Annotated in this window: 23 protein-coding genes, 1 tRNA gene and 1 pseudogene; 12 read left to right on the forward strand and 13 right to left on the reverse strand. The window is 73.7% G+C overall.

The features are described 5' to 3' along the window. Nucleotide 1: 1 nt before the first annotated feature. From OG370_RS12650 to OG370_RS12665, 4 genes are all read right to left on the reverse strand, one after another. A complete protein-coding gene (locus OG370_RS12650) occupies nucleotides 2–517 on the reverse strand; it encodes a hypothetical protein (RefSeq protein ID WP_328463613.1) in 516 nt (171 codons plus the stop codon). 76 nt (nucleotides 518–593) lie between these two features. Next, a complete protein-coding gene (locus OG370_RS12655) occupies nucleotides 594–4,262 on the reverse strand; it encodes a hypothetical protein (RefSeq protein WP_328463615.1) in 3,669 nt (1,222 codons plus the stop codon). A 48-nt stretch (nucleotides 4,263–4,310) separates the two neighbouring features. Further along, complete coding sequence (locus OG370_RS12660) at nucleotides 4,311–4,904, reverse strand: TMEM165/GDT1 family protein (protein ID WP_328463617.1); 594 nt, start codon at nucleotides 4,902–4,904, stop codon at nucleotides 4,311–4,313. 361 nt (nucleotides 4,905–5,265) lie between these two features. Then, entirely contained in the window at nucleotides 5,266–6,072 is an 807-nt protein-coding gene (locus OG370_RS12665) for an ABC transporter permease (protein ID WP_328474046.1), read from the reverse strand. Nucleotides 6,073–6,516: 444 nt separating this feature from the next. Between OG370_RS12665 and OG370_RS12670 the strand changes: the two genes are divergently transcribed. Beyond that, nucleotides 6,517–7,422: a DedA family protein gene (locus OG370_RS12670; protein ID WP_328463619.1), complete on the forward strand. Its 906-nt coding sequence runs from the start codon at nucleotides 6,517–6,519 to the stop codon at nucleotides 7,420–7,422. Nucleotides 7,423–7,534: 112 nt separating this feature from the next. On the opposite strand, the gene OG370_RS12675 is transcribed toward OG370_RS12670, so the two are convergent. After that, complete coding sequence (locus OG370_RS12675; protein WP_328463621.1) at nucleotides 7,535–7,720, reverse strand: hypothetical protein; 186 nt, start codon at nucleotides 7,718–7,720, stop codon at nucleotides 7,535–7,537. Between the two features lie 278 nt (nucleotides 7,721–7,998). Here OG370_RS12675 and OG370_RS12680 point away from each other — a divergent pair, with 278 nt between their 5' ends. Continuing rightward, on the forward strand, nucleotides 7,999–9,417 hold the full coding sequence (locus OG370_RS12680; protein WP_328463623.1) for a family 2B encapsulin nanocompartment shell protein: 1,419 nt from the start codon (nucleotides 7,999–8,001) through the stop codon (nucleotides 9,415–9,417). A 164-nt stretch (nucleotides 9,418–9,581) separates the two neighbouring features. Here the strand turns inward: OG370_RS12680 and OG370_RS12685 are convergent, their stop codons facing one another. Continuing rightward, the gene (locus tag OG370_RS12685; protein ID WP_328463625.1) at nucleotides 9,582–10,340 is read right to left on the reverse strand and encodes a bestrophin-like domain; all 759 of its coding nucleotides are present in this window, start codon (nucleotides 10,338–10,340) and stop codon (nucleotides 9,582–9,584) included. A 1,537-nt stretch (nucleotides 10,341–11,877) separates the two neighbouring features. Continuing rightward, nucleotides 11,878–12,423: a flavoprotein gene (locus OG370_RS12690; RefSeq protein WP_328463627.1), complete on the reverse strand. Its 546-nt coding sequence runs from the start codon at nucleotides 12,421–12,423 to the stop codon at nucleotides 11,878–11,880. A gap of 282 nt (nucleotides 12,424–12,705) precedes the next feature. Between OG370_RS12690 and OG370_RS12695 the strand changes: the two genes are divergently transcribed. The 4 genes and pseudogenes from OG370_RS12695 to OG370_RS12710 all read left to right on the forward strand — a co-directional run. After that, on the forward strand, nucleotides 12,706–12,963 hold the full coding sequence (locus tag OG370_RS12695) for a DUF6400 family protein (RefSeq protein WP_328463629.1): 258 nt from the start codon (nucleotides 12,706–12,708) through the stop codon (nucleotides 12,961–12,963). Continuing rightward, nucleotides 12,947–13,189 (forward strand): hypothetical protein, encoded by a 243-nt coding sequence (locus OG370_RS12700; RefSeq protein WP_328463631.1) that lies wholly within the window; start codon nucleotides 12,947–12,949, stop codon nucleotides 13,187–13,189. The genes OG370_RS12695 and OG370_RS12700 overlap by 17 nt, the downstream gene beginning before the upstream one ends. Before the next feature lie 128 nt (nucleotides 13,190–13,317). Then, entirely contained in the window at nucleotides 13,318–13,863 is a 546-nt protein-coding gene (locus tag OG370_RS12705; RefSeq protein WP_328463633.1) for a hypothetical protein, read from the forward strand. A gap of 40 nt (nucleotides 13,864–13,903) precedes the next feature. After that, a pseudogene (locus tag OG370_RS12710) lies at nucleotides 13,904–14,387 on the forward strand (class I SAM-dependent methyltransferase); the annotation flags it as partial. Nucleotides 14,388–14,427: 40 nt separating this feature from the next. Here the strand turns inward: OG370_RS12710 and OG370_RS12715 are convergent. Next, nucleotides 14,428–15,279 carry a helix-turn-helix domain-containing protein gene (locus tag OG370_RS12715; RefSeq protein ID WP_328463635.1) on the reverse strand — a complete coding sequence of 284 codons (852 nt, stop codon included), beginning with the start codon at nucleotides 15,277–15,279 and terminating at the stop codon, nucleotides 14,428–14,430. 25 nt (nucleotides 15,280–15,304) lie between these two features. Beyond that, nucleotides 15,305–15,838, reverse strand: a complete 534-nt coding sequence (locus OG370_RS12720) for a DUF6879 family protein (RefSeq protein WP_328463637.1) — start codon at nucleotides 15,836–15,838, stop codon at nucleotides 15,305–15,307. A gap of 456 nt (nucleotides 15,839–16,294) precedes the next feature. Here OG370_RS12720 and OG370_RS12730 point away from each other — a divergent pair, with 456 nt between their 5' ends. Next, nucleotides 16,295–16,588, forward strand: a complete 294-nt coding sequence (locus OG370_RS12730; protein ID WP_328463639.1) for a hypothetical protein — start codon at nucleotides 16,295–16,297, stop codon at nucleotides 16,586–16,588. 395 nt (nucleotides 16,589–16,983) lie between these two features. Here OG370_RS12730 and OG370_RS12735 read toward each other — a convergent pair. After that, a tRNA-Val gene (locus OG370_RS12735) sits at nucleotides 16,984–17,055 on the reverse strand. 219 nt (nucleotides 17,056–17,274) lie between these two features. On the opposite strand from OG370_RS12735, the gene OG370_RS12740 reads away from it, so the two are divergent. Next, nucleotides 17,275–18,516 (forward strand): hypothetical protein, encoded by a 1,242-nt coding sequence (locus tag OG370_RS12740; protein ID WP_328463641.1) that lies wholly within the window; start codon nucleotides 17,275–17,277, stop codon nucleotides 18,514–18,516. Nucleotides 18,517–18,879: 363 nt separating this feature from the next. Here the strand turns inward: OG370_RS12740 and OG370_RS12745 are convergent, their stop codons facing one another. Next, on the reverse strand, nucleotides 18,880–19,101 hold the full coding sequence (locus OG370_RS12745; protein WP_328463643.1) for an FmdB family zinc ribbon protein: 222 nt from the start codon (nucleotides 19,099–19,101) through the stop codon (nucleotides 18,880–18,882). Nucleotides 19,102–19,198: 97 nt separating this feature from the next. Between OG370_RS12745 and OG370_RS12750 the strand changes: the two genes are divergently transcribed. After that, on the forward strand, nucleotides 19,199–19,801 hold the full coding sequence (locus OG370_RS12750; protein ID WP_328463645.1) for a phosphonate degradation HD-domain oxygenase: 603 nt from the start codon (nucleotides 19,199–19,201) through the stop codon (nucleotides 19,799–19,801). A 66-nt stretch (nucleotides 19,802–19,867) separates the two neighbouring features. Here the strand turns inward: OG370_RS12750 and OG370_RS12755 are convergent, their stop codons facing one another. Then, nucleotides 19,868–20,527, reverse strand: a complete 660-nt coding sequence (locus OG370_RS12755; RefSeq protein ID WP_328463647.1) for an O-methyltransferase — start codon at nucleotides 20,525–20,527, stop codon at nucleotides 19,868–19,870. Nucleotides 20,528–20,593: 66 nt separating this feature from the next. On the opposite strand from OG370_RS12755, the gene OG370_RS12760 reads away from it, so the two are divergent. From OG370_RS12760 to OG370_RS12770, 3 genes are all read left to right on the forward strand, one after another. After that, nucleotides 20,594–21,226, forward strand: coding sequence for a nucleoside/nucleotide kinase family protein (locus OG370_RS12760; RefSeq protein WP_328463649.1), 633 nt, complete (start codon nucleotides 20,594–20,596; stop codon nucleotides 21,224–21,226). Between the two features lie 100 nt (nucleotides 21,227–21,326). After that, nucleotides 21,327–22,013: a GntR family transcriptional regulator gene (locus tag OG370_RS12765; RefSeq protein ID WP_328463651.1), complete on the forward strand. Its 687-nt coding sequence runs from the start codon at nucleotides 21,327–21,329 to the stop codon at nucleotides 22,011–22,013. Between the two features lie 142 nt (nucleotides 22,014–22,155). Beyond that, on the forward strand, nucleotides 22,156–23,520 hold the full coding sequence (locus tag OG370_RS12770) for an MFS transporter (RefSeq protein WP_328463653.1): 1,365 nt from the start codon (nucleotides 22,156–22,158) through the stop codon (nucleotides 23,518–23,520). A gap of 24 nt (nucleotides 23,521–23,544) precedes the next feature. Here the strand turns inward: OG370_RS12770 and OG370_RS12775 are convergent, their stop codons facing one another. Continuing rightward, complete coding sequence (locus OG370_RS12775; protein WP_328463655.1) at nucleotides 23,545–24,387, reverse strand: HAD family hydrolase; 843 nt, start codon at nucleotides 24,385–24,387, stop codon at nucleotides 23,545–23,547. Nucleotides 24,388–24,394 lie beyond the last annotated feature (7 nt).

Raw genomic sequence — 24,394 nt, forward strand, 5'->3', positions numbered from 1 at the left:
GTCAGCAGGACCCGCCACCGTCGAGATAGCCCAACAGGAAGGTCTGATAGGGCTGGTACGCCTTGTGCACGACGGCGGGGTCCACCAGCCAGGCGTCGTACGCGCGGGTCTGCGCCGCGTCGGCGCCGTCGACCAGCCGTCCGCTCGACGGGTCGAGGAACGCCCGGCCCGCGCTGAACCGCTTGGCGTACACCTCCGGTTGCCCGGACGTGGTGGTCTTCGGGTGCGCGGGATCGGCGACGGCGGGGAAGCGCTCGCCGTTGACGACGAAGCCGGCCACCCGCTCCTCCCACGAGTCCAGCACGAGACTGTCGCAGGAGGTGGCCTTGTCGGGGTCGGGTGCGGCCCGCCGCACCGTGGTGACCAGGCTCTGCTGCGACTTCAACGACTCCAGCGCCGAGTCGGGCGTACGGGAGGGCGCGGGCTCGGGCGCCGCGTGCCCTCCCCCGCACCCGGTCAGCGCGGCCGTCACGGCAGCCGCGACGGCGATGAGCGGGACGACCGATGATCGGCGCACGATGGGCTCCCCCCGGAGACGTGGGGCGCAGCCTAACCCGGCCCTCCCGCGCCCCGCGCCACCCTCCGCGAAGTCTTCACGAGAGGAGCGCGTCCACCGGGGACATGGGCTCCCAGCGCGGATCGCGGCCCGTCAGCCGCGCGGTGACCCGCGCCCATGCCGCCTCGTCGGAGCCGAGCCGGGCCCGGACGAGGCCGGCGAGCGCCGCGAGTGCGGCGGCCGCCTCGGACGGGGCGTCGGCGCGGCGGGCGGCGCTGCCGAGGTAGTCGAGGACGAGAGCGGCCGGGGCGGCCACGTCCAGCAGGTCGGTGGAGGTCAGCAGGCCGGACGTGAGGAGGCCGTCGAGTTGGGTGACGGTCGCGCAGTGGTAGAGGCCGGCCACTCCGTGGCGGGCGCGCGCCCGGGTGAGTGCGACGCCGTCGGGCAGGCCGGACGGGCCGGGCTCGCGCACCGACTCGGCGTAGCGCAGCCGCAGTTCGGGGGGAGCGAGCGACATGCCGATCAACTCCTCCCAGTACGGCAGCGGTTCCTCCTGGTGTGCGGCCTCCAGGGCCTGCCAGTCGGCGCCGACCGGGTCCGCCGTCACGGCGCTCGTCGCGGCCCAGCGGTGGGAGGCGCGGCGGAGCTTCTTGACCATCTTGGCCGGGGCGCGTTCGCGGTCGAGCCGGGCGCGGAGCACGGCGGCCGGATCACGGGAGTCCAGCGCCTTGACGCACAGCTTGGTGGCGGCCTGGCCGAGCAGGCCGCGGCCGACCAGCGCGGTGAGGCGGCTCGCCCCGCCGTGTTCGAAGAGGCTCAGGCAGCCGAACACCTGCTGGACGAAGCCGAGTTCGGTGGCGTACCGGACGAGGATCTCCTCGACCAGGTCCGGCTCGGCCGAACCGAGCCACCGCATGCCCCCGGCCGGCCCCGCCGCCGGATCGGCCCGCACCTCGGCGAGCACCAGCGCGGCGACCGGCTCCATGGGCGCGCCCGTGCCCGTAGCCGTCGCGGCGTCCGTACCGGCATCCGTGCGTGCGGCTCCTGCCGCTGCCGCCGCAGCCGTACGACGCGACGACCGCTCGACGACGCGGCGTACGACGAGCGGATCGCGGGTGTGCCGCAGCAGCGCGAGATCGGTGCCGGGGTCGTCGACGTCGGCCAGCCGCGCGGCCAGGCCGTCTTCGAGCCAGCGCTGCTGGGTGGCGAGGACCCGCAGGGCCCGCGGGTCGCGGCCGGCGAGCAGCCGTTCGAAGGCCGGGCGCGGTATGTGGTCGTGGCGCAGCAGGTACGCGGCGAGCAACCACGGTCCGTCGGGGCCGAGTCGGGACAGCACCGCGTCGATCACCTCGGCGTCGGCCAGGCACAGCAGGGTGCCCACCGGCCAGACCCAGAGGTGGTTGCCGTGTGCGAGCAGCCCGAGCGCCTCGTCGGGGGTGCCCGGGCCCGGCGTGTGCCGGTCCCAGGACGGCCGGTCCGCCCCGCCCTCCGGCCCGACCTCCGTCTCCGCCCCGGGCGCGGCTCCGGGCCGTGCCCGCGACAGCAGGTCGGGCCAGGTGTCCTCGACGGCCGCCTGCCCCGCCACCGCCGCCAGCCGGAGCCATGCCTCGGGGTCGGCGCCGAGTTCGGAACGCAGGCGCCGGGCAAGGGCGTTGCGCCATCCGACGGGGAAGGCCGACCGCCGCCAGTCGTGCGGGAGGCTCAGCAGGCGGTACGCGGGCAGCCAGCCGAGCAGGTCGTCGGCGGTCAGGATGCCCTGGGTGTAGGCGAGTTCGGTGGGGACCGCGCTGGACCCCCAGGACTCCGGGAGCTTCGCGCGCACCGTCGCGGACGTGGGCGCGGCATACCAGGAGTCGTGGTCCGGCGGCTCGACGTCCCGGGCCGCACACGCGCCGATGAGCCACCCGGGGCTGGCGAGGCCGGGGCTGTCCGCCCAACTGGTGCCCGCCAGGAAGCGCAGGACGCCGACATCGACGTGGTCGGACGGCGCCGCGTCGGCCGGGGCGAGGGTACGGAGCAGGTCGAGGGCGGACAGCGCGGCCCGCTCGACGGCTCCCCGTGGCTTGAGCGGCGGCTCGTACGGCTCCCCCGCGCCTCCCGAACCTCCCGCCGCGAGCGCGTCGTCCCCGGCGGAAGCCCCCGCCGCACCTGACTCCCCGGACTCCCCGGACTCTTCCTCCGCCGCCACGGCCTCCCCCGCCGCCGTGATCAACTCCCGCAGGCCGCCCGGGTATCCGGGCAGCAGCCGGTCGAACGCCGCCCACCCCTCGACAGAGTCGCCGAGATGCGCGTCGGCCGCCGCGCGCAACTCCCCCACCGCGGCCCCGGTGAGCAGGCCGCGCCCCTCCAGCGCGCTCAGCGCCGCGAGCGCCCGGACGGCCGGCCGTGCGGTCCGCACCAGCTCGACCGGGTCGAGCAGCCCCGCCGCGACCACCCCCTCCGCCCACAGCTCGGCGCCGTAATCCAACTCCTCCTCGGCCAGGCGGCGTTCGGGGGTCGAGATGTTCCCGGAGCGCCGACCGCCCGTGCGCCAGGGCTCGTTGAGCACGCTCAGTCTGAACGCGCGCCGCTGCTCGTCGCTCGCCCCCTCGTGCCGGGCCAGCTCCTCGCACGCCTTGGGCATGAACGGGCGCTCCACGTGTGCCTTGTGCAGCGCGTGCACGTCGTGCGCGTACGGCTCCGCCAGCAGGTCACGCAGCGTGCTGGTGCCGCGGGTGACGGCGAGCAAGCCCGGCAGCCGCCCGGGGTCGTCGTACGGCTCGCCCCGCGCGTACAGCCGGCGCAGGGCGTCGCCCGAACCGTCCTCCTCGGCCAGCGCCGCGGCGACGGCCCCGTGTACGGGCCGGGTCAGGTGGCCGGTGACGGCCGGGTCGTCGAGCAGGCCGCGCAGCGCCTCGGGGCCGCCGCGCTCCCAGACCCGGGCCAGGGCGTACTGCTGGGCCACGCCCCGGGCGCCGGCGCCCAACGCCCTTGCCGTCAGCGCCGGATCGCCCGAGCACAGCAGCGGCGCGAGCCAGGTGCGCGGCACATCGGCGCCCGGGTCGGTCAGTTCGGCCCGCAGCGCCTCGTCCATCGGCACCGTGTCGAGCCGGCGGGCGAGCGTACGGCGCAGGGAGTACGTGGCGCGCGGGTTGCGGTAGACCGCTGCCCCGACCGCCGCGTCCCCGACGTCGAGCAGCCGCGCCAGCACCCTCGGGTCGAGCCGGGAGTGCCGGGCCAGCGCCACCCGGGCGCGGGTGCCGCCGTGCTCCGTGACGGCCGCGGTCAGGCCCGGCCCCGGCAACGCCCCGCCGGACAGCAGCAGTTCCACCGTACGGTCCGGCAGCGCCGCCAGCGCGACGGCCGCGTGCTCGGGCGCGGCGTGCTCGATCAGGAGCGCGAACGTGTCGTGCACGCTGCGCGGCGCCGGCGCCCGCAAGGCGCCGCCCGACGGCGCCGGCGGCACGGGCGGCGCCTCGTCGGCGAGCAACTCGGGCACGCTGCCGGGGTATTCGGCGAGCGCGTCGTGCACCCGCAGCCACCGCGCGGCGCTGCCGCCCAGTCGCTCCGCCACCAACGCGCGCAGCCCGCCCGCCACTTGCTCGTCCACCCCGCCGGCCGCGGTGATCCGCGCCGCTGCGGTACGAGCCGGCCGCGCGGCCGCCAGCGCCGCCGCCGAGCCCCCGCCCCGCGCCGCGTCCGTTCCCCCGCCCGCCCCTGCTCCCACCGTCAACGCGATCAGTTCGCGCACGACGTGGGCCCCCGCACCGCTCTTCGTTCCCGTCACGACCGCCACCCTACGAACGGGGTCCGACAACCGGGGTGGCCGGGTCGCTCAGAGGAGCGACGCGCCCGTCGCCGCCTCGTACAGGCTGAGGCACGCGAGGACGACCATGACCGCGGCCGCGACCTTGGTGATCAGGGACAGCGGCACCCGCTTCATCAGGAGGCGGCCACCGAAGATCCCGAGGGCCCCGACCGCCCAGAGCCCGAGCACGGCGCCGATGGCGACGGAGACGGGGTTGTCGTAGCGCGCCGCGAGGTTCGCGGTCATGATCTGTGTGAGGTCGCCGAACTCGGCGACGAGGATGAGCATGAAGCCCGCCCCCGACACCTTCCAGAAGCTCTGGCCGGCCGGCTCCTTGACCTCCTCCTCGTCTTCTCCCTTGGACAGCAGCAGCATGGCGGCGCCGCCGAGGAAGAGGAGGCCGACGACGCCCTGCACCCAGCGGTGCGGCAGCAGCGTCAGCAGGCTGCCGGCGGCGATCGCGAGCGCGACATGGACGACGAAGGCGGCGGCGACGCCGACGAAGACGTAGGAGGGGCGGTAGCGGGTCCCGAGCATGAGACTGGCGAGCGCGGTCTTGTCGGGGAGTTCGGCCAGGAAGATCACGCCGAAGACGACGGCGATGACGCTGATGCTGAGCACGGAAGCTTTTCCTCGATCGGTCGGGGCGGCCGCACCGAGAGGACCATGGCTTTCCAGGGGTCGCTTCGGCACGGCAGCGTCAGGACACTGCGGCCGAAGGTCTCGCTGGCGGGCACGCGCGGTGCACCGCCTCCGGGCGCCGGCCCGGCACGTCCGCGCACCTCGCGATGCGGAACGGCCCGGCAGTATGTCGACGGTCCGGCGAAGAGCTACTCCCCTTCTGCTGCCCCCATCGTACGGCATCGTGCCCCCGGGCCCGGCCGGGGACGGCTGCGTACGGTCACGCTCCCGAGGGGCGCGCTCGCCCACGGTCACGGCCCGCGAGGCGCGACACCGTACGACCCGCCACCTCGCCGTACGCTCAGGCCTTCCGCCCCCGCACGACCTCGGCCCACGAGCGTCTGTGCGGCGGCTCACCGTGCCGGGGCCGGGTGATCCGGCCGCGTGCGACCAGTTCCAGCACCACCGCCACGGACACCGCCTGCACCGCCATCAACGCGATCAGGACGAAGAGCTGCACCGCGCCGGCCGACACCGGGCTCGCGCCGCCCAGCAGCATGCCGACGAACGCTCCCGGCAGCGTCACCAGGCCCACCGTCCTGGTCTGGTCGAGCCCCGGGATCAGCGCGCCCGAGGCCGCCGGCCGGGCGATCTCCATCCGCGCGTCCCGGTCGCTGAGGCCGATCGCCATCGCCGCCTCCACCTCGCCGGCCCGCCCGGACAGCTCCTCCAGCGCCCGCCGCCCGCCCAGCACGGTGGCCGTCAGCCCGCCGCCGATGAGGATGCCCGCCACCGGGATCAGCGCGATGCCGTCGATCGGCACAAGCCCGCTGAGCACCAGCACGGCCACCACGGGCAGCGCACCGGCGCCCACCGGCACCGCCGCCCAGCGCCAGGTACGGTTGGTGGTGACGCGCCGTCCCGCCGTTCGCGACGCGACCGCGTACATCAGGAGCACGAAGGCGAGCAGCGCGGCCTGGTGCTTGACCACCCACCCGATCAGCGCGGACACCGCGGCGAGCTGCACTGCCGCCCGGACGCCGGCCAGCACGATGCCGTGCGCGTAGTTCTCCCTGACATCGGCCAGCCGCGCGTACGCCGCGATGCCCGCCGCCGCGACCAGCAGCACCGCGAGCACGATCCCGAGCGTCCGGTTCACCGGCAGCAGCGACGAGGACGACGAAGAAGCCAGGAAAGAAGCGGGCGAGCCGAGCGAAGAGGGCAAAGGGATCGAAGGGAACGAAGGGAGCACGGAGGCCGGAAAACCGCCGGACTCGGGCAGGGAAACGGCGCCGGCCGCTGTCACGGGACTGGACCACCTCACACTTGGCGTGCGGTTTCGTCGCCGACTCCGCAGAATCTGCGCCGAACCGTTTCCGCGAGAGTATTCCCGCCGTAATAACGCCGTGATTGTCTATTTAGTCACGTGCCCTCGACGGAACCGCGGTCCACTACTGGCGTACGCTGTACGGCTGACGGCGGATGAAGATCCGCCGCTCGTTGACGCGACACCCGAAGCAGGTCTCCGGGGCACTTCGCAGACGGGCTCGCAGGACCAAGGCACGAGACCAAGGCACGACACGGGCACGACGGCGAAGGGCGAGGAGGCGTAGTGCTGCACCACCTGGGCTCCCTCTTCGAGTGGCCGTGGATCTACGTTCTCGTGGCGCTCTCCGTGCTGCTGGACGTGTTCGTCCCGGTCCTGCCCAGCGGCGTCCTGGTGATCAGCGCGGCCACCGCCGGCTCGACCGGCGCCAGGGACGGCATCCTCGACATCCTCGTGCTGCTGGTGTGCGCGGCGACCGCGTCCTGCGCGGGCGATCTGCTCGCATACCGGCTCGCCTGGCGCGGCGGGGCGTGGTTCGACCGGCGCATCGCGAACTCGCGACGGCTCGCCGCCGCCCATGAACGGCTCGGACAGGTGCTCAACAGCGGTGGCGGCGCCCTGGTGGTGCTGGCCCGCTTCGCGCCCGCCGGCCGCAGCGTCGTCAGTCTCGGCGCCGGAGCGGCCCGCCGCCGCCCGCGCGACTTCCTGCCCTGGTCGGCGCTGGCCGGGGTCTGCTGGGCCACCTACAGCGTCGGTCTCGGCTGGATCGGCGGCCGGTGGCTGGGCGCGAGCTGGTTCGGCACCCTGATGTCGTTCGTCGCGCTGCTGGGCGCCGGAGCCTTCGCCGCGCTGATCTTCCGCCGCGAGCGGCGGATAGCGATCGAGGCGGCCGAGTTCGCCGCCGCGCCGCTCACCGCGAGTCCGTCGGCGGCGGCCCCCGCAATGACGCCTGACGCGACACCTGTCGTGGCACCCGTCGCGACGCCCCTCGTGGCCCCTGTCGCAGCGGCCTCCGCCGCGGCGCCGCTCTCGGCACCGATAGCCCCGCTGATTCCGCCGCTGGTCCCCCCGCTCATCCCGCCGCGGCCGGCCTTCTCCCCCTCGCTCTCCCCTTCGCTCGCCGGCAACCCGCTCGGCATCCCGCCGCAGACCACGCCGCCGGTGGGCGGCACGGTGGTGGAGGCGCGCTGACGCGCTGAGCGCCCAGCCGCACCGCCCGCGCGGCGCCGAGCGCCTCTGCGCCGACCTACGGCCCCTACGGCCGCCCCGGTCCACCTTCATCCCCGCCACCACCCGCCGCCGATCAGCGACGGCGCCGTCTGGACGACGGGTAGCTCCACCCCGAGCCGACCCCGGCCAGGTGCAGCGCGACGCAGAACGCACCGGCCAGCAGCAGGCTGAATGGCGTAAAACCGGCGTCCGTACCGGTGCTGGTCGCGTTGACGATGTACCCGATGGCGAAGATGACGGCGCCCACGGCAGCAAGCATGCGAAGCCTCCTTGAAGCGGTCGGCGCCGGAATCGGCGCCCGAGCGCCCGGTCGGCGCCCTCAGACCCTCGCCTTCCCCCCAACCACCATGCGACGCACATCAGTTCGCACCCCAGGGACGGATGCCCACGGAGCCGTACGGAACCGGACGGATCACCCCGGCCGGAGCCCCGCTTTCCAGAATTTCGGAAAGTATTCTCACTCGATCCGGCAATAGTCAGCACTCTCCGTACTGGAAAGAATTGGGCTGTATCAGCTCCTTACGGGAAGGACAGTCCATGTCGGTTGATGCGGGTCAGGACACCGCACAAGGCAATCCGCAGGACGCTCACGCGCGGACCAGTCTCGACACTGCCGCCGCGCGGAATCTGGCGACCACCACGAAGTCCACCCCGCAGATGCAGGGCATCTCGTCCCGCTGGCTGCTCAAGGTGCTGCCGTGGGTGCAGGTCAACGCGGGCACATACCGGGTCAACCGCCGGTTGAGCTACGCGGTGGGCGACGGCCGGGTGACCTTCGTGAAGACCGGCTCCGAGGTCCGGGTCATCCCGCAGGAACTGGGCGAGATCGCCGCGCTGCGGTCGTTCGACGACGTGGCGGCACTCACCGCGCTGGCGGATCGTTTCGTCCAACGGGAGTACGCGGCGGGTGATGTGCTGGCCGAGGCCGGCCGCCCGGCGGACACCGTCTACCTGATCGCCCACGGCAAGGTCGAGAAGGTCGGCGAGGGGTCGTACGGCGAGCCCACCCGGCTCGGCTCGCTCGCCGACGGCGCCTACTTCGGCGAGCAGGCGCTGCTGGGCGAGGAGACCTGGCAGTACACCTCCAAGGCCGCCACCGCGACCACGGTGCTGGAACTGCCGCGGCAGTCGCTGCTGTCGCTGCTGGAGGCCGCCCCACCGCTGCGCGAACACCTCGACGCGTTCCGGGCGATCCCGACCCAGCGCACCAACAAGCGCGGTGAGGCCGCGATCGAGCTGGCCTCGGGCCACAAGGGCGAGGCCGCGCTGCCGGCCACCTACGTGGACTACGAAGTCAAGCCGCGCGAGTACGAGTTGAGCGTCGCCCAGACCGTGCTGCGGGTGCACAGCCGGGTGGCCGACCTCTACAACGAACCGATGAACCAGACCGAGCAGCAACTCAAGCTCACCGTCGAGGCGTTGCGGGAGCGCCAGGAACACGAGCTGATCAACAACCCCGAGTTCGGCCTGCTCAACAACGCGGAGTACGACCAGCGCATCCAGCCGCACGCCGGGCCGCCGCTGCCCGACGACCTGGACGAGCTGATCAGCCGCCGCCGCAACACCCGCTACCTGCTCGCCCACCCGCGCACCATCGCCGCGTTCGGCCGCGAGTGCACCCGCGCGGGCATCTACCCGGACCCCGTGGAGGTGAACGGCTCCACCGTCCCCGGCTGGCGCGGCGTGCCCATCCTGAGCTGCAACAAGATCCCGGTCACCGAGGCCAGGACCAGTTCGATCATCGCCATCCGTACCGGCGAGGACAACCAGGGCGTCATCGGTCTCAACCAGACCGGCCTGCCCGACGAGTACGAACCGGGGCTCAACGTCCGCTTCATGGGCGTCGACGAGAAGGCGATCATCAGCTACCTGGTGACGACGTACTTCTCGGCCGCCGTGCTGGTGCCGGACGCGCTCGGCGTGCTGGAGAACGTCAACGTGTCCAACTGGCGCTGAGCCGTGCGGTGGAGCTGCCGCAGGGCGGTAGCCGCCGCAGCGCGCAGCAGCCGCGGGACCTAGCAACCGCGTAACAGCCGTACCGAGAAGGGCGGTTCCCCCACCGGGCCTGGTGGGGGAACCGCCCTCCTTCACGTCTCACGGCTCGGCGGTCGCGCCGCCGCTCACTGCCGGAGCACGATCTCCCGGAAGACGCTCGCGCTCACCGACAGGCCGTCGCCGAACGGCGCGTCCAGGTCCCAGATCAGGAACAGCAGGAACGCGATGAGCGCGCTGAACAGTCCGGCGAGGAGCAACTCCCTTCCGGAGCGCCGGATCTGCAACGTGAAGATCAGTCCGACCGTGACCAGCGCCCCGGTGATCAGGCCGAACCACACCATCCCCGGCATCGTGGCCCCGAGGCTCTGCCCCCGGTTCGTCCTGGCCTGGTCCACGGCCGTGACCTGGTCCAGCAGCGGCTGGTACGCCTGCTGGCCGAGGTCGCTCTTCGGGTCGTACTGCGTGACGTCGGTACGCACCTTGTCCAGCAACTGCGTTGCCCTGGGCGACAGTTCGTCGTGGTTCCGCATGTACGGCCATTCCTTGTCGGCGACATAGGAGGCGTACGCGTCCACGTCCGCGCGCACCTGGTCCCGTACGTCGGCCGGGTAGACCTGCACCCGGGCCTTGATCTCGTGCAGGGCCTGCGCCTCGGCGAGCACGTCCGCCTGGGCGCTGCCGCGGCCCTCCCACACGCCCGCGATGGCCAGACCGAGCACGATCGCGTAGACCACGCCGATCATCATGACCATGTACTCGATGACGTCCGGGGTCTCGGACGGGTCGTCGTCGTCGGTGATCCTGCGCTGCCTGAGCACCACGACACTGATCACCACGGCACACACCGCGGCCATCGCGATGACCAGCACCAACCACTGTGACATGGGTGAACTCCCCCTCTTTCGCTAGCGGTTCCTGCGGTAGGTGTTGGAGCCCGGCCGCAGTACGGCCACGGCGAGCAGGGCGGGCACGGTGGTGAGCAGCATCGTCTCCATCACGGTCCGGGTGTGCCGCGTCGGCTTGCGCACAGCCTTGGGCGCGGGGGTCGGCCAGGCCACGGGTCGCGGCGGCGCGGCGGCGGGACTCGGGGTGGCCTTGGGAGTGGGGGTGGGGGTCGGTCGCGGGGTGGGGCTGGGTGGCGGGGGCGGTGGAGCAGCGGGTGGCGGTGCCACGGCCGCGCGGTGGGTGGGGGCCGGGGTCGGGGTCGGTTTCGGCTTCGGGGTGGGCGTGGTTGTGGGTGTGGGGGTGGGGCTGGGGGTGGGGCTGGGGGTCGACGGTGGTGGGGTCGTGGGTGGTGGGGGTGGTGGCGGGGGCGGCTTCGGGTGGCAGGACGCCGGGGGGCGCGGGTGCCACAGCCAGCCCGACGGGAAGGTCCACGTGCCGGACCAGCCCCCGGTCCAGCTCCAGGTCCACGCCCAAGGCCAGTACCAGGGACCGCACTTCAGCGGCCAGGGCGAGTCCGGGAGCGGGCCCGGGTCCGGGTGCCGATGCGTCTGATGCCGGCCGGTGTGGTGCGAGCCGAGCTCCCAGAACGGGGGCCGCACGTGGGCCGGTTGCCGCGGGTACGGCGGCTGGTGGGTCCGGTCGGGTACGGGCTCGGGTGTGCTGACCGTCGGAACCGGGGTGGGCGGCGCGCTGGTCGCCGCGGGAGCCGGGGAACGGGCAGGGACCTTGGTGGGGCTGGGAGTTGGGGCGGAGGTAGGGGCCGGCGTACGGGTCGGCGTCGGCGCCGATGTCGGCGTAGGGCTCGGCGTGCGGGTCGGGGTACGGCTCGGTGTCGGGTCAGGTTCCGCCGACGGGTTCGGGCCGTCCGGTGTCGCCCGCGAGGGCGCGGTGGCCCCTGGGCCGGACCGGTCGGGGTGGTGCGGCCGGTCCGGTCGGTCCTGGGGCGCCGCCGGTGCGTGGTTCGCGTGTGCTGGGTGCGGCGCGTACGCCGCTGGGCCCGAGTGCCGGGAGGACGCCGGGCCGGGCGGCCCTGACCGTTCTCGCGCGGCGCCCGGGCGGGCTGGTGGACGGGAGGTCGTACAGGCGCGGGCCGCGCGTATGCCGTCGGGGCAGCCGGGTCCTGGGGTCGCGGCCGCCACGCCGCTCAGACCCCATGAACCCGCTGCCATCACCACGGCGAGCGCCGCCCACATCCGGGCGAGCCTCCCCCATGAAGTGCTCACCCCTCAATGCTTCGCAGCACCACCGCGCACACCCGCGCGAACCCCCTTCGTTCACCCGAAAGGGTCAGCAAACCCCTAAACGTGTCGGCGCGTCTCCCAACGCCCTTTCATCGGGAAGCCGTTGCGGGGTGGGGCCGGGCACGGTGGGGAGCGGGTTCGTACGCCGGCGCCGCCCGCCGGTTCCGGGCGTCGCTCGACCGTTCCCGGCCCGGCCACCCGCCACCCGGCACCGCTCGGCGCGGGGCTCGCCCGCTCACCGTACGTCGCCCGCCTCGCCCAGCTCCTCCAGCAGCAGGTGCCACGGGTAGCCCACCGGGTCGTCGCCCTCCGGCGGGCCCGGCTCGAAGCCGCCCGGGCCGTGCAGCACCCGCACCCCGGCCAGCCGCAGCTCCCCCACCGACCGCTCGAACGCGGGATGCCGGGCGTACGCCGCGTTCAGGCACGGCATCGCGATCAGCGGGGTGTCCTTGCCGATCGCCTCCGCGGCCACCCCGACCACGAACTTGTCGGTGATCCCGGCCGCCCACGCGTTGATCGTCGTGAAGGTCGCCGGGGCCACCACGACCACGTCGGCCGGCGGCCAGACGTCCGGCTGCCCGGGCAACTTGTACTCCCAGCGCACCGGGTGCCCGGTCAGCACCGCGAGGCCGTCCAGCGAGTCGCCCAACCACCGCGCCGCGGTGGGCGTCAGCCCGAGGCACACGTCCCACCCGGCCCGCTGCGCGGACTCGATCACCCGCGCCACGTCGAACACCGGAGGCGCGGCGGAAACGAACAGGTACAGGGTTCGAGTGATCATGATCCCCACTCAACCGCCCCACCCTTCACTCCGCAACCACGCCCTCCGCCCGCGCGGAACCCGTCATGAAATGCGTCACACCGTCGCAAGCAGGGCGTACCCGGCGGTCAAGGCTTGGGCGCGGCAACAGCCCACGCCCGGCGACCGATCCGGGCGCGGCCCGGCGCGGCGCCGAGGGAAGCGCCGCCCCGGACGGCCCCGGGCCACCCCGGAGCCCCTTCCCCACCTCGCGAGCGCCTGGTACAGATGGTGAGATTACCCCCGTACACCGGAAGTCTCGCCATGAACCAGGACAACACCACCGGCCTCATACCCTTCGCGATCGACCTGACCTTCGAGGAAGCCCGCCGCCGGGCCGAGGTCGTGGCCGCGCTCGGTCCGGACTGGGACCCGATGGCCGTCCTGCGCGGCGAGGACGAGGCGTACGCCCTCCTCTACTCGGGCCTGGACGCCGACCAGCAGCGCACCTACGACCTGCTGGTGGCGGCCGGCGTCCTGCCGGGGACAGGGGAGGAGCCGGGCCGTGCGGCTGCCCATTGACCCGCACGCGGACATCGCCCGCCGCGCCTGGGTGGCCTGCCCCGTCTGCGACGACGCCCGCCACTGCGCGACCTGCGCGGCCCGCCGCAACTGCGGCGAGCACTGGCGCTACCTGCTCGCCAACAAGGGCCCGGTCATCCACCTCCAGTGCCCGCGGTGCACCCACATCTGGTCCCTGAACACCCGCCCCGGCACCACCCGTCCCACCGACGACACCCCGTTCTGACCCCCGCCACGGGGACCGGGCCGGACCGGTGGCGCGGCGGCGTGGAGGTGCGCCGCGGCGAATGTGGGTAGGGTTCCCGGGCCGCGGGGACGAGGGTGCGGCAGCGCGGATTCGGCCGGGGAGGGACTGTGGCGCTCTGGGATCAACTGCCCGCTCTGATAGGCGTCGTGATCGGTTCGCTCGGCTCGTACGCCGTGCAGACCTCGACCGAGCGCCGACGGTGGAGGCGGCAGCGGGAGGAGCGTTGGGACGAGAAGCGCTTCGAGACGTACGGCCGTTACGCCAACGTGCTCAAGGCGCAACTGCGCGTCGCCCAGCGCATAGGCGCCGCCCTCGGATTCGCCGACGTGGCCGACCCGTTGCAGCCCGCCGACGGCCTCACGCTCCTCGCCGACGCCGAGTCCCGCCGCGCGACGGAATGGGAGTCCGTCCTGCTGGTCGGTGACGCGGCGACGATCGCGGCGGCGCGGCGCTGGCACGAGACGATCTGGACCATCGAACTCCTCGTACGGGAGGGGCCGGCCGACCCCGCGATGTGGACCAAGGCCCACGCCCTGGCGAGCGCGGCACGCGATGCCTTCTACGCGAGCGCCCGACGCGACCTCGGCATCGCGGGAGACCCACCGCCCTCGGGTTCATGGCCCCGGCAATGGCGAGCCGAACTCACCGGTTGAGCGGCGCAAGCGGGTGGCCCCGCCTTCCCGATGGGCGCCCGCCGCGCGTGCCGCATCCGTACAGGGGGTGGACGCCGACCCCGCGATGGTCGCGCGGGCACGGAGCTCACGGCGGCCGCCGTTCCCGTACGGTTCACCGCCGCGGACGCGCTGACCGGGATACCGCCCGGCCGCTATGACGTCATCACGTGCGTCGCCACCCTCCACCACCTGCCGTCCTCCGCCGGCACCTGGCACCGGGCGGAACCCTGGTCGTCGTAGGAGTCGCCCGTGCCCGGTCCCGCGGCGATCACCTCCTCGGCGCCGTCGCCATCCCGCTAAACGTCGTCATGGCCTGGATCAAGAACACCTGGATCAAGAACAGGGGACGCGCGGCACCAGCGCCGACCTCGATGACCGCGCCCACCCGACCCGCGACCATGAGCTTCGCCGAGATCGTCCCTGACGCCCGCCGCGTGCTGCCCGGCGCCCGACTCCGCCGACGCCTGTTCTGGCGCTACACACTCGTCCGGCAGCAGAGTTGACGCACTTCTCCCGGTGCATGCCGGACCGCAGGGCAAGGTGTCACCGCAGGGCGTCGATGGCCCGCACGATCAGCGCCCGCGCCTCCGCGCCGTACACCGCCATCTTCCGCAACTGCTCGAACGCGCTGACGTAGAGCGCGATCTCGCCGGGCTGGGTGATGTTGACCTGCGCGGAGATCAGTTCCACGCAGGCGAGGTCCCGATCGAAGACCATGAACGTCTCCGCGGCCCACAGCGGCCGGTCCCGTGTCGCCATCGGGATGACCCCCAGTGACACCGCGGGCAGCGCGCCCGCGGTGAGGAGGTATCCGAGTTGCGCGGCCATCGCCTCCGCATCGCCGAGTTGGTACCGCAGGACGGCTTCTTCGACAAGGAGCACGAACCGACGACCGGGCCGGTGAATGATCTGAGAGCGCTCAAGACGGGCCGCCGCGGCCTCGGCACCGTCGTCCGGGAGACCAAGGAAGCGGGCGTTCGCCGAGAGCAGCGCCCGCGCGTAGCCCTCGGTCTGGAGGAACCCCGGGACGAGCGTGGTCGAGTAGACGCGGAACTGCGCGGTGGACTCGTACAGCGTCCGATAGCTGTCCTGGAGCTTTCGGAGCCCGTCACGAGCCTGCCGCTTCCACTCGGTGTACAGCGACTCGGCATGCAGGGACGCCGCGATCAGGTCGGCCGCCTGTTCTTCGCCGCCGGTGGCCCGGCACCACAGCCGGATGTCGGTCGGCGACGGCGGAGTACGTGCGTTCTCGATACGCGAGGTCTTGGCGTGATGCCAGGAGCACCGGTTGGCCAGCTCCGTCACCGTCAGGCCGGCCGTTCGGCGCAGCCCCCGGAGGCGTCGGGCGACGTCTTCCCGGGCGGCCTGCGCGGACGATGACGGCGATGCGGGCATGGGCGGGGCTACCGGTGCTCTCTGGCTAGCGGATCTTGTACTGGTCGTGTGGGATGCCACGATCCCAGATCTGCTCGAACGCGGTCACGCATTGCTGGACGACGGCCGGGTCGGTGACCAGTTCCATGTCGGGATCGGCCCAGTTGCCGTCGCCGGTGAAGTGGTTGAACAGCACGGTCTCGCCGTCGAAGATCCACAGGTCGGCGCCGGGCACCAGCAGCGTCGCCGCCCGGTGCCGGGGCAGCCACCGCACCTGCTCGCCCGCGACCACGTTGACGACGGTGCCCGCGTGCTCGTACCGGATGTACTCGGTGGCGGGCTCGGAGACGATCCGGGCCCGGCGGACGGTGACGCCGCGGGCTCGGGTCCGGGTGATCAGGTCCACCCACGGCGTCCAGTACGCCGAGGTTGGGTCGATGTCGCGCAGCCCGCCGGCCCGCCAGCGTTCGAAGTCCGTGATCTCGTCGCCGACGGCGTACTGGTCACGCATCTCCAGATGTACGGCCGAGGTCCGGGTCGCTTCCAGCAGGCCCTCGAAGTCCACTTCGCTCGGCAACATCGCATGCCCTCCTCAGGATCGGGATCATGTGCGGCGGAATCCGGATGGCCGTCTCGTGGTCGGGGATTCCCTTCGCGTGGCCCGGCGCGGTGGTGTCGACGCACTCCTGGCGGGTGGGCTCGTCGGCGATCTAGCTCTGCACGACGAGGTCGCGGGTGTAGGGGTCGACCCACACGGTGGAAGAGCCGTTGTGCCCGGTGTCGGGGTCGATGCCGATGAACAGTAAGGCCATGGCGGTGATCTCCCTCTGCGTGGTGCGCCTTTGTGCTCCACCTTCGCGATGGACCGAGCCACCGTCAAGACCACCTCTCTCACATGTCCCTTGGCACATGCTCTTGGTGCACATCTGCGCACATCGCTTACGGTGCCGCGCATCGCGCTCGTAGCGTGGCCGGAAGAAGGCCCCCCGGCCGTGCGACGGTCCGGGGCAGCGGCCACGCCGGCGAGGGGCGCAGCATGCGGCGGACGACGACACGGCGGCTCACCGTCGGGGTCCTGCTCGATGAAGATCTGCGGGTCCCGCGGGTGTGGGCGTTGGAGGCGGCTTGCGCCGAACTCGCCGCCCGCCCGCTCGACGTCACGCTCGCCGAGTTGGAAGCGGTACTGGCCGCACCGGTCACCTGCGAGGCGGGCCGGCGGCTCCATCTGCTGGTGTCCGCTCTGTACCACCACGCAGGGGCGTCATTGCCCCTCACAGAACAGCTGCGCGCCCGTATCCAGGCCGCTCAGACCACCACCGACAAGGAGTGATCGTCATGTCGTGCTCGAACCCCGACTGCCGTAAGGGCGGCTGCACCACCGACCCCAAGTCCGCGCCGGCCAGCAGTTCGAAGAGGTGACCGTGCGGCGCCCGACGGCCGCCGAGGCAGCGGCATCGCCGCAGTGCGCTACGGCCGACCGGCTCGACTGGCCCGAGCCGCACGCCTGGTGCCCGGGCAACACGGTACTGCGGCTGCCGGGCGACACGGACGCGAACGTCCCCGTGCAGACGTACCGGTGCGGATGCGACTGCCACGCCGACCAGCAGCCGCACACCGTCTACGTCGGCTCCCCGGCGGCGACGCCGACCACGCCCGGGCGGCCTCCGCGGGAACCGCGCATCAAGAAGCCCCTCCCGTCTGGCGCGGGAGGGGCTGGACCGGGGGTGGGCGTGGACGGTTTCGAACCGCCGACATCCGCCTTGTAAGGGCGGCGCTCTACCACTGAGCTACACGCCCCGGGGGTTTGCGACGTCACAGGTTACCCCGGGGTGGGGCGTGCTCGGCAAGCGCGGCGGGCCGGGCGGCGGGCCGGAGCGGGTCCGGCGGCGGAGCTCGGGCTGGAGTCGGCGGGGCCGGAGCGCGGGCGCGGGGAAAGGGGGCCGTGTGTTCGGGCCGGGTGGGTGGGAGGATGGGGCGGACGACAGTGAGCAGCGAGCGCGGGGAGAGAGTGTCACTGTGACGACGGCACGTTCGTGGTGGCGGCGCGGCGACGACCTGCGTGCGGAGGCCCAGGCGGCGAAGGACGCCGCGGCCCAGGCGTTCTACGACCTGGACACGGCCCAGCGGGACCTGGAGATCTCGATAGAGACGATCTCCGCGGTCGACGACACCCCGCAGGCCAGGCGGGCGCTGGACGGCTTCCGGGCGCTCGGCGAGAAGATCGACCGGGTCAGCGGCGCCTACATCGCGACCGTCGACGCCCACGACATCGACCGGGACGACCTGGACCACGCGGCGGCCTCGCGGGCCGTGACCGAGCTGACCCGGGCGAAGGACGACCTGACCAACGCGAAGACCGAGCTGGAGCGGTACCAGGCCGGCCTCGCCCCGCTGCTGGGCAAGGCCGAGACGCAGCTCGCCCAGCTGGCGCCCGCCCGGGAGCGGGCCAAGCAGTCGCTGCTCGCGGCGAGCCAGGCGCTGGACGCGGTGCGCGCGGCGGGGCTGAAGGCCGACGCGCTGGCGGCCCGGCTCGCCTCGCTCGGCCCGGAGCTCACAAAGCTCAACGAGGGCGCGAGCAAGCACGGCGTGCGGGAGACGGTCCGGCGGGCCGACGAGATGCGGCGCACCGCGGACGCGGTCAGGGCCGAGGCCGAGCGGCTGCCCGAGCAGGCGAAGGAGATCGACAAGCGGCTGGTGTCGCTGCGTACCCGGGTGCAGGCACTCGGCACCCGGGCGGAGGGGGTGGCCCCCGTGCTCAGCGAGTTGCGGCGCCGTTTCTCCGCCGCCTGCTGGCAGGACCTGCAGGCGGTGCCGGATCAGGCCGCGCAGGCGGTCCGGCTCGCCGAGCAGGCACTCGCCGAGGCCCGGGTGGCTCGTACGGAGCAGCGCTGGGCCGACGCGACCTCGCGGCTGGCGACCGTACGTACGCAGATGGACGACGTGGACGGCGCCGTGGCCGCCGCAGGGGATCGGCTGCGCCGGCTCAACGAGGTCAGCAAGGACCCGACCGGCGAGGTGGAGAAGACGCGGTTCGCGATTCGTGACGCGCAGCGGCTGGCGATGCAGGGGCGGAGTACGCCCGAGCCCCGGCATGCGCGGCCGCTCGACGAGGCGGTGGCGCGGCTCGACCGCGCCGTGGGCGCGCTGGAGGGGCGGCACCCCGATTACTGGGCGTTCCTCACGGAGACCGCGGCGGTGCGGGACACGGTGAACCGGGTGGTGTCCAATATTCGGGAGGACCGCGCGGCGGGGCGTTGACGGACCCCCCGACTCGGGTCGGCCCGCCGTCCCGGGACCACCCGCCGGGTTGGGCTGGTCGGCTCCGTTCTCCCCCAGAGCTTCGCCTGGGAGGTACCCCACGCGCCCCTGAGCAAGTGCGGGCACTCCCCCGGGCACCCCCGTTGGGCTGGGGTAGCTGCCTCGGCTGCACCGTTCAACACCGGCCGGTTGTGGGCTGGTCAGCTCCGTTGACAGCACCCGCACGCGCCGCTCAGTAGGTGCGGGACCTCCCGCCGCACCCGGCGTCAGGGGTACGGAGTCCCGCCGCACGGCCGTCAACCGCCAGTGGTGGGGTGGATGGGCACTCCCCCGGGCACCCCGGGCGCCCCCGGGGGGACAGGGTCAGCCGCAGCAACCTCCTCCGCAGCAGCCTCCTCCGCCGGAACCCCCGGAGGGCCCTGCGGGGGAAGGGGAGGACGAGGAGGCGACGGAGACGGTGGAGAGGAGCTTGACCGTGTCGGCGTGGCCGCGGGGGCAGGGTGCGGGGGCGTCGGACTGGGACATGGGGCGGCGCATCTCGAAGGTGAAGCCGCACGCCTTGCAGCGGTACTCGTAACGGGGCATGCCCTCAGGGTAGCCGGAGCGGTGGGCAGGGTCGGCGTTCATCCACAGGTAACCCGGGTGACGCCGGACGACCGCCCGGGTGTGGCATCTTCCGGCCATGGACACCGCCCCCCTCGACGCGCTGGAAGCGCTCTTCCTCGGCGCCGGCGCCGACCAGTACCTCGGCGAGGACGTCACCCAGGCCCAGCACATGCTGCAAGCGGCGGCGCTCGCCGAGGCCGACGGCGCCCGGCCCGCGCTGGTGGCCGCGGCGCTGCTGCACGACATCGGCCACTTCCACGGCACCGTGAGCGGCGAGGAGTGGCTGGAAGGCACCGACAACCGGCACAGCCACACGGGTGCGGACCGGCTCGCCGCGTGGTTCGGCCCGGACGTCACGGAGCCGGTACGGCTGCACGTGGCCGCCAAGCGGTATCTGTGCCGCGCCGAACCCGGCTACCACGACAAGCTCTCCGCCGAGTCGGTGCGGACCCTGGCGCTGCAGGGCGGCCCGATGACGGTCGCGCAGGCGCGGGCGTACGAAGCCGAGCCGTACGCCCGCGACGCGGTGACGCTGCGCCGCTGGGACGAGCGGGCGAAGGACCCGGCCGCGCGGGTGCCGCCCTTCGCCCACTACCGCCCGCTGCTGGCCGCCCTGCTCAGGCCCGAGACGCCCGAGGCGTCGGCGACACCCGAGACGCCGGCGACACCCGCCTCATAAGCCCGCGCGCCGGGCCGCCGCCACCCGCCACCCGCCACCTACCCCCACTCCGCTACCCCCGCCACCTCACCGCTTGCGGGCCAGCGTCGTGCCGTCCGCGACCGTCAGCAGCACGTCGTCGACCCGGTCGTCGGCCCGCACCCGGTCGTTGAACTCGCGGATCGCCGCGGCCCCGCCGCCCCTGCCGAGGTCGGTGACCTCGCCGTGGAAGAGGGTGTTGTCGACCACGAGGAGGCCGCCGGGGTTCATTCGCGGCACCAGCTCCTCCCAGTAGTCGATGTAGGAGCCCTTGTCCGCGTCGAGGAAGACCAGGTCGATCCACGGGCCTTCCGGCAGCGCCCGCAGCGTCTCGATCGCGGGGGCGATCCGCAGGTCGATCCGGTCCGCGACGCCCGCCTCCGCCCAGGCCGCGCGCCCCACCGAGGTCCACTCCTCGGAGACGTCGCAGGCGATGACCCGGCCGCCCTCCGGCAGCGCCGCCGCCATCGACAGCGTCGAGAAGCCGGTGAACGTGCCGACCTCCACGATCTGGCGGGCCCCGGTGAGCCGGACCAGGAACTCCAGCAGCGGGCCTTGCTCCTGCGCCGTCTGGAGCCCGGCGGAGTCCGCGAACCGACGGTGCGTGGTCTCCACCAGCGCGCGCTGGGCCGGGCTCAGCGGCGGGTTGTGCGCGAGGACGTACGCGTACAACTCCGGGGTGAGCGGGGGGTTCTTCGTCTCGTACAACGTCTTCTCCCGTGAACGGTGTCAGGCTCAGGCCCGGCCCGGGGTCCGTCGCCCTAGGCTGGCCGGATGCTCGTCGATGACGTGATCGCGTTGGTACCCAGCATCCCAGGCCGCCGAGCCCTGCTCGGGTTGGCGGGCGCGCCGGCCGCCGGAAAGTCGACGCTCGCGCAGCGACTGGTCAGCGGCGTCAACGGCCGGCTCGGCGCGGACACGGCGGCGTACGTGCCGATGGACGGATTCCACCTGTCCAACGCCCAGTTGGACCGGCTGGAGCTGCGCGGACGCAAGGGGGCGCCCGAGACGTTCGACGTCGACGGGTACGTGCACCTGCTGCGCCGGCTGCGGGCGATCCGTGAACGGCCGGTCTACGCGCCCGGGTTCGACCGGCGGCTCGACGAGCCGGTGGCCGCCGCCCTGGTCGTCCCCGCCACCGCGCGGCTCGTCGTCACCGAGGGGAACTACCTGGCCGACGACGGGGCCGGCTGGTCGGAGGTCCGCGACCTCCTCGACGAGCTCTGGTACGTCGACACGCCCCGGCGGCTGCGCGAACGCCGGCTGCTGCACCGGCACGTAGGGGGCGGGCGCTCCCAGGACGAGGCGATCGCCTTCATCGCCGACAGCGAGCGGCCCAACGCCCGACGGGCCGAGTCCGGCCGCGCCCACTGCTCCCGCGTCATCAGCGCGGAACGGGGTGCCTGACCCCGACCCGTTCCGGCGGCACCCGACCGGCTCCGGTGATGCCCGCCCGGCCCCCTCGGGATCTCGTGGCCCATACATGTATCCATGCTAGGGTGCATGTATGGATACCTCACCTCCCGACTCCGCGCACCGCCAGGACCGGCCCGCCTCGGCCGCCGAGCGGGCGTACGCCGACACCAAGGAGCGGATTCTCGCCGGCGACCTGCCCGGCGGCAGCCTGATCAGCGAGGTCGAGGTCGCCGACCGGATCGGGCTGAGCCGCACCCCGGTCCGGGCCGCCTTCCTGCGCCTGGAGAGCGAGGAGTTGCTGCGGCTGATCCCCAAGCGGGGCGCGGTCGTGGTGCCGGTCCCGCCGCACGAGGCCGCCAACGTGCTGGAGGTGCGCGAGGCGCTGGAGTGCGCGGCGGTCCGGCGACTGCTGGCGGGCGACGACGACCGGCTCGCCGAGGCCGTCGCCCTGCTGCGCCGCCGCCTGAGCGAGCAGGAGGCACCCGCCCGGGACCTGGACGTCGACACCTTCACCCGCCTCGACCAGGCGTTCCACCTCGCGATCGTCGCCGTCTCGGGCAACAGCCTCGCCGAGCGGTTCTACGCCTCCCTCGGCGACCGGCAACGGCGGATGGCCGTCCACGCGCTGCGGCCCCGGCCGGACCGGCTGAGCGTGCTCGCGCGGGAACACGAGGCGCTGGTGACCCACATCGCCGCGCGCGACGAGACCGCCTTCGCCGCGGCGCTGCGCCGCCACCTCGACGACACCCACCGGGCGCTGGACGGCGGCGACCGCTGACCATGCGAAGGACCGCGCACAGCACACCGGCGACAGCACGGCGGAGCCCGACGGCACCCGCACGAACGGCGTCGGCACGAACGGCACCGACACGAACGGCGTCGAGCGCCGTACGGCCCGCCGCACGGAGCGGAGCGGCCCGATGACCGCGACCACCGCCTCCACCGCAACCACCGAGGCCGTGCGCGCGAAGACGCCCCGCGCCGCCCACCCGCGCGGCTGGCGGCAGGCCGCCGCCGGGCTGGTCGCCTGCGGGTGGGGCGGCAACCAGTTCACCCCGCTGCTGCTGATGTACCGGCGTACGGACGGCTACTCGACGGTGACCGTCGACGCGCTGCTCGGCGCCTACGTGGTCGGGCTCATCCCCGGCCTGCTGATCGGCGGTCCGCTCTCCGACCGCTGGGGGCGGCGGCCGCTGATGATCGCCGGCACGGCGGTCTCGCTGCTGGCCAGTGCCGTCCTCGCGGCCGGGTCGCTCGGGCTCGGCCCGCTCGTCGCGGGGCGGCTGCTGACCGGGGCCGCCGTCGGGATCGCGATGGCCGTGGGGTCGAGCTGGGTGAAGGAGCTGTCGCAGGCCCCCTTCGACCCCGGTGCCGACCCTGGCGCGGGCGCCCGGCGCAGCTCGCTGGCGCTCACCGCGGGCTTCGGGATCGGTCCGGGCGTGGCCGGCGCGCTCGCCCAGTGGGGTCCGTGGCCCACCGCGCTGCCCTACCTGGTCCATGTGGCGGTCGGGGGCGCCCTGTTGGCGGTCATGCTCGGGGCACCCGAGACCCGGAAGCGGCCGGCGGTCCGGCCGGAGCCGACCGGAGGACTGTCGACCGGAGGACCGCCGACCGGAGGACCGCGAGGGCTACGGGTCGGAGGGCTGCGGGCCCGCGAACTCCTGGCCGATCTGAGGGTCCCGGCCGCCGGGCACCGCCGCTTCCGGCGGGTCGTCCTCCCCATGGCGCCCTGGGTGTTCGGGTCCGCGGGCATCGCGTACGCCGTGACACCCCAGCTCGTCGACGCCCGGGTCGGCCACTGGGGCCTGGCCTACGCCACCGCGCTGACCGTGCTCACCCTGGGCATGGGAGCCGTCGTCCAGCCCCTCGCGAAACGGCTCGGCGCCCGGTCGAGCGTGCCGGCGATGTCGGCCGCCATGGTGCTGATGGCGCTGGGCATGGCCGTGTGCGGGCTGGACGCCCAGACCCGCTCGCCGTGGCTGGCGCCGGTCGGCGCGCTCGTGCTGGGCGCGGGCTACGGGATCGCGATCGTCTCCGGACTGGTGGAGATCCAGCGCATAGCCCGCCCCGACGACCTCGCCGGGCTCACCGGCGTGTACTACGCGGCGGCGTACGCCGGCTTCCTGCTGCCGACCGTGCTCGCCGCCGCGTCGTCCGTCGTCGGCTATCCCGTGCTGCTCCTCGCGCTGGCGGTGCTCGCGGTCGGCTGCCTGGCGGTCATCCTCGCGAACTCCCGCATCCCGGCGGTTCCGGGCCCGCTCCCGCCACGGCGCCCCGGGGTCTGACGCGCGGCCGGGACCGGGCGCCGGTCAGCCGTCGAGCCGTACGCCGGGACGGTCTTCGAGCCGGGCGAGGACGCGGTGGAGGATCTCCTCGCCCGCGGCCACTCCGGCGGACGCGAGCGCGGTGACGTGCGGAGCCGTCCACCCGGTGTCGGCGAGCTCGCCGTGCGCGGGAGTCCAGCCGGCGTCCGCGGCCAGCAGGAGGTCGGCGTCCAGGAGCGAGTCACCGGCGGCGAGCACCTCGTGCGCACCGGTACGCCGGACCACCTCCGCGAGGGCCGCGGACTTGCTGAGCGGCTTGGGCACGGCGTAGATCTTGCGTCCCTGGAGCGAGACGGTCCAGCCGCGTGCGTCGGCCCACTCGGCGAGTTCCTTGACCCAGCCGACGGGCAGCCGGTCCCGGTCGACCACGAGGTAGGCGAACAGCTCCTCGGCGATCCGCTCCTTGCGCAGCCACTCCGGGTCCGCGGTGGCGGCCAGGTGCGCCCGCACCTCGGCCAGCGGCGCGCAGCCGTCGGCGAGCCTGCGCCGCATCTCGTCGTGCCAGTCGTGGTCGGTGCGCCCGTCGACCAGCAGGTGCCCGCCGTTCGCGCAGATCGCGTAACGCGGCACCCGCCCGGGCAACTTGATCCGGCGGTACTGCTTGCGGGTGCGGGTGGTGGCGGGCACGAACCGCGCGGTGTCGGCGAGTTCGACCAGCAGCCGCCCGGCGGCCTCGGTGAGGTAGGACAGCGGCCTGGCCTCGTGGACCTCGACGCACAGCAGCCGCGGGGCCTGCTCGTCCGGCATGGTCAGGCCCAGCGCGGCGGCGGAGTAGACCAGGGTGCGGTCGAGGTCGCTGGCGACCACGGTCCGGTGGTGCGTGGGCATCGGGGCG

The organism is Streptomyces sp. NBC_00448, from assembly GCF_036014115.1.
In the GTDB taxonomy this organism is placed as follows: Bacteria; Actinomycetota; Actinomycetes; order Streptomycetales; family Streptomycetaceae; genus Actinacidiphila.

What these genes read in the sequence shown, in the direction of transcription:
- OG370_RS12695 (WP_328463629.1), top strand. Translation starts at nt 12,706, where the DNA reads ATGAACCAGGACAACACCACCGGCCTCATACCCTTCGCGATCGACCTG.
- OG370_RS12745 (WP_328463643.1), bottom strand. Translation starts at nt 19,101, where the DNA reads ATGCCCCGTTACGAGTACCGCTGCAAGGCGTGCGGCTTCACCTTCGAG.
- OG370_RS12685 (WP_328463625.1), bottom strand. Translation starts at nt 10,340, where the DNA reads ATGTCACAGTGGTTGGTGCTGGTCATCGCGATGGCCGCGGTGTGTGCC.
- OG370_RS12675 (WP_328463621.1), bottom strand. Translation starts at nt 7,720, where the DNA reads ATGCTTGCTGCCGTGGGCGCCGTCATCTTCGCCATCGGGTACATCGTC.
- OG370_RS12730 (WP_328463639.1), top strand. Translation starts at nt 16,295, where the DNA reads ATGCGGCGGACGACGACACGGCGGCTCACCGTCGGGGTCCTGCTCGAT.
- OG370_RS12750 (WP_328463645.1), top strand. Translation starts at nt 19,199, where the DNA reads ATGGACACCGCCCCCCTCGACGCGCTGGAAGCGCTCTTCCTCGGCGCC.
- OG370_RS12770 (WP_328463653.1), top strand. Translation starts at nt 22,156, where the DNA reads ATGACCGCGACCACCGCCTCCACCGCAACCACCGAGGCCGTGCGCGCG.
- OG370_RS12690 (WP_328463627.1), bottom strand. Translation starts at nt 12,423, where the DNA reads ATGATCACTCGAACCCTGTACCTGTTCGTTTCCGCCGCGCCTCCGGTG.
- OG370_RS12760 (WP_328463649.1), top strand. Translation starts at nt 20,594, where the DNA reads ATGCTCGTCGATGACGTGATCGCGTTGGTACCCAGCATCCCAGGCCGC.
- OG370_RS12775 (WP_328463655.1), bottom strand. Translation starts at nt 24,387, where the DNA reads ATGCCCACGCACCACCGGACCGTGGTCGCCAGCGACCTCGACCGCACC.
- OG370_RS12720 (WP_328463637.1), bottom strand. Translation starts at nt 15,838, where the DNA reads ATGTTGCCGAGCGAAGTGGACTTCGAGGGCCTGCTGGAAGCGACCCGG.
- OG370_RS12715 (WP_328463635.1), bottom strand. Translation starts at nt 15,279, where the DNA reads ATGCCCGCATCGCCGTCATCGTCCGCGCAGGCCGCCCGGGAAGACGTC.
- OG370_RS12680 (WP_328463623.1), top strand. Translation starts at nt 7,999, where the DNA reads ATGTCGGTTGATGCGGGTCAGGACACCGCACAAGGCAATCCGCAGGAC.
- OG370_RS12765 (WP_328463651.1), top strand. Translation starts at nt 21,327, where the DNA reads ATGGATACCTCACCTCCCGACTCCGCGCACCGCCAGGACCGGCCCGCC.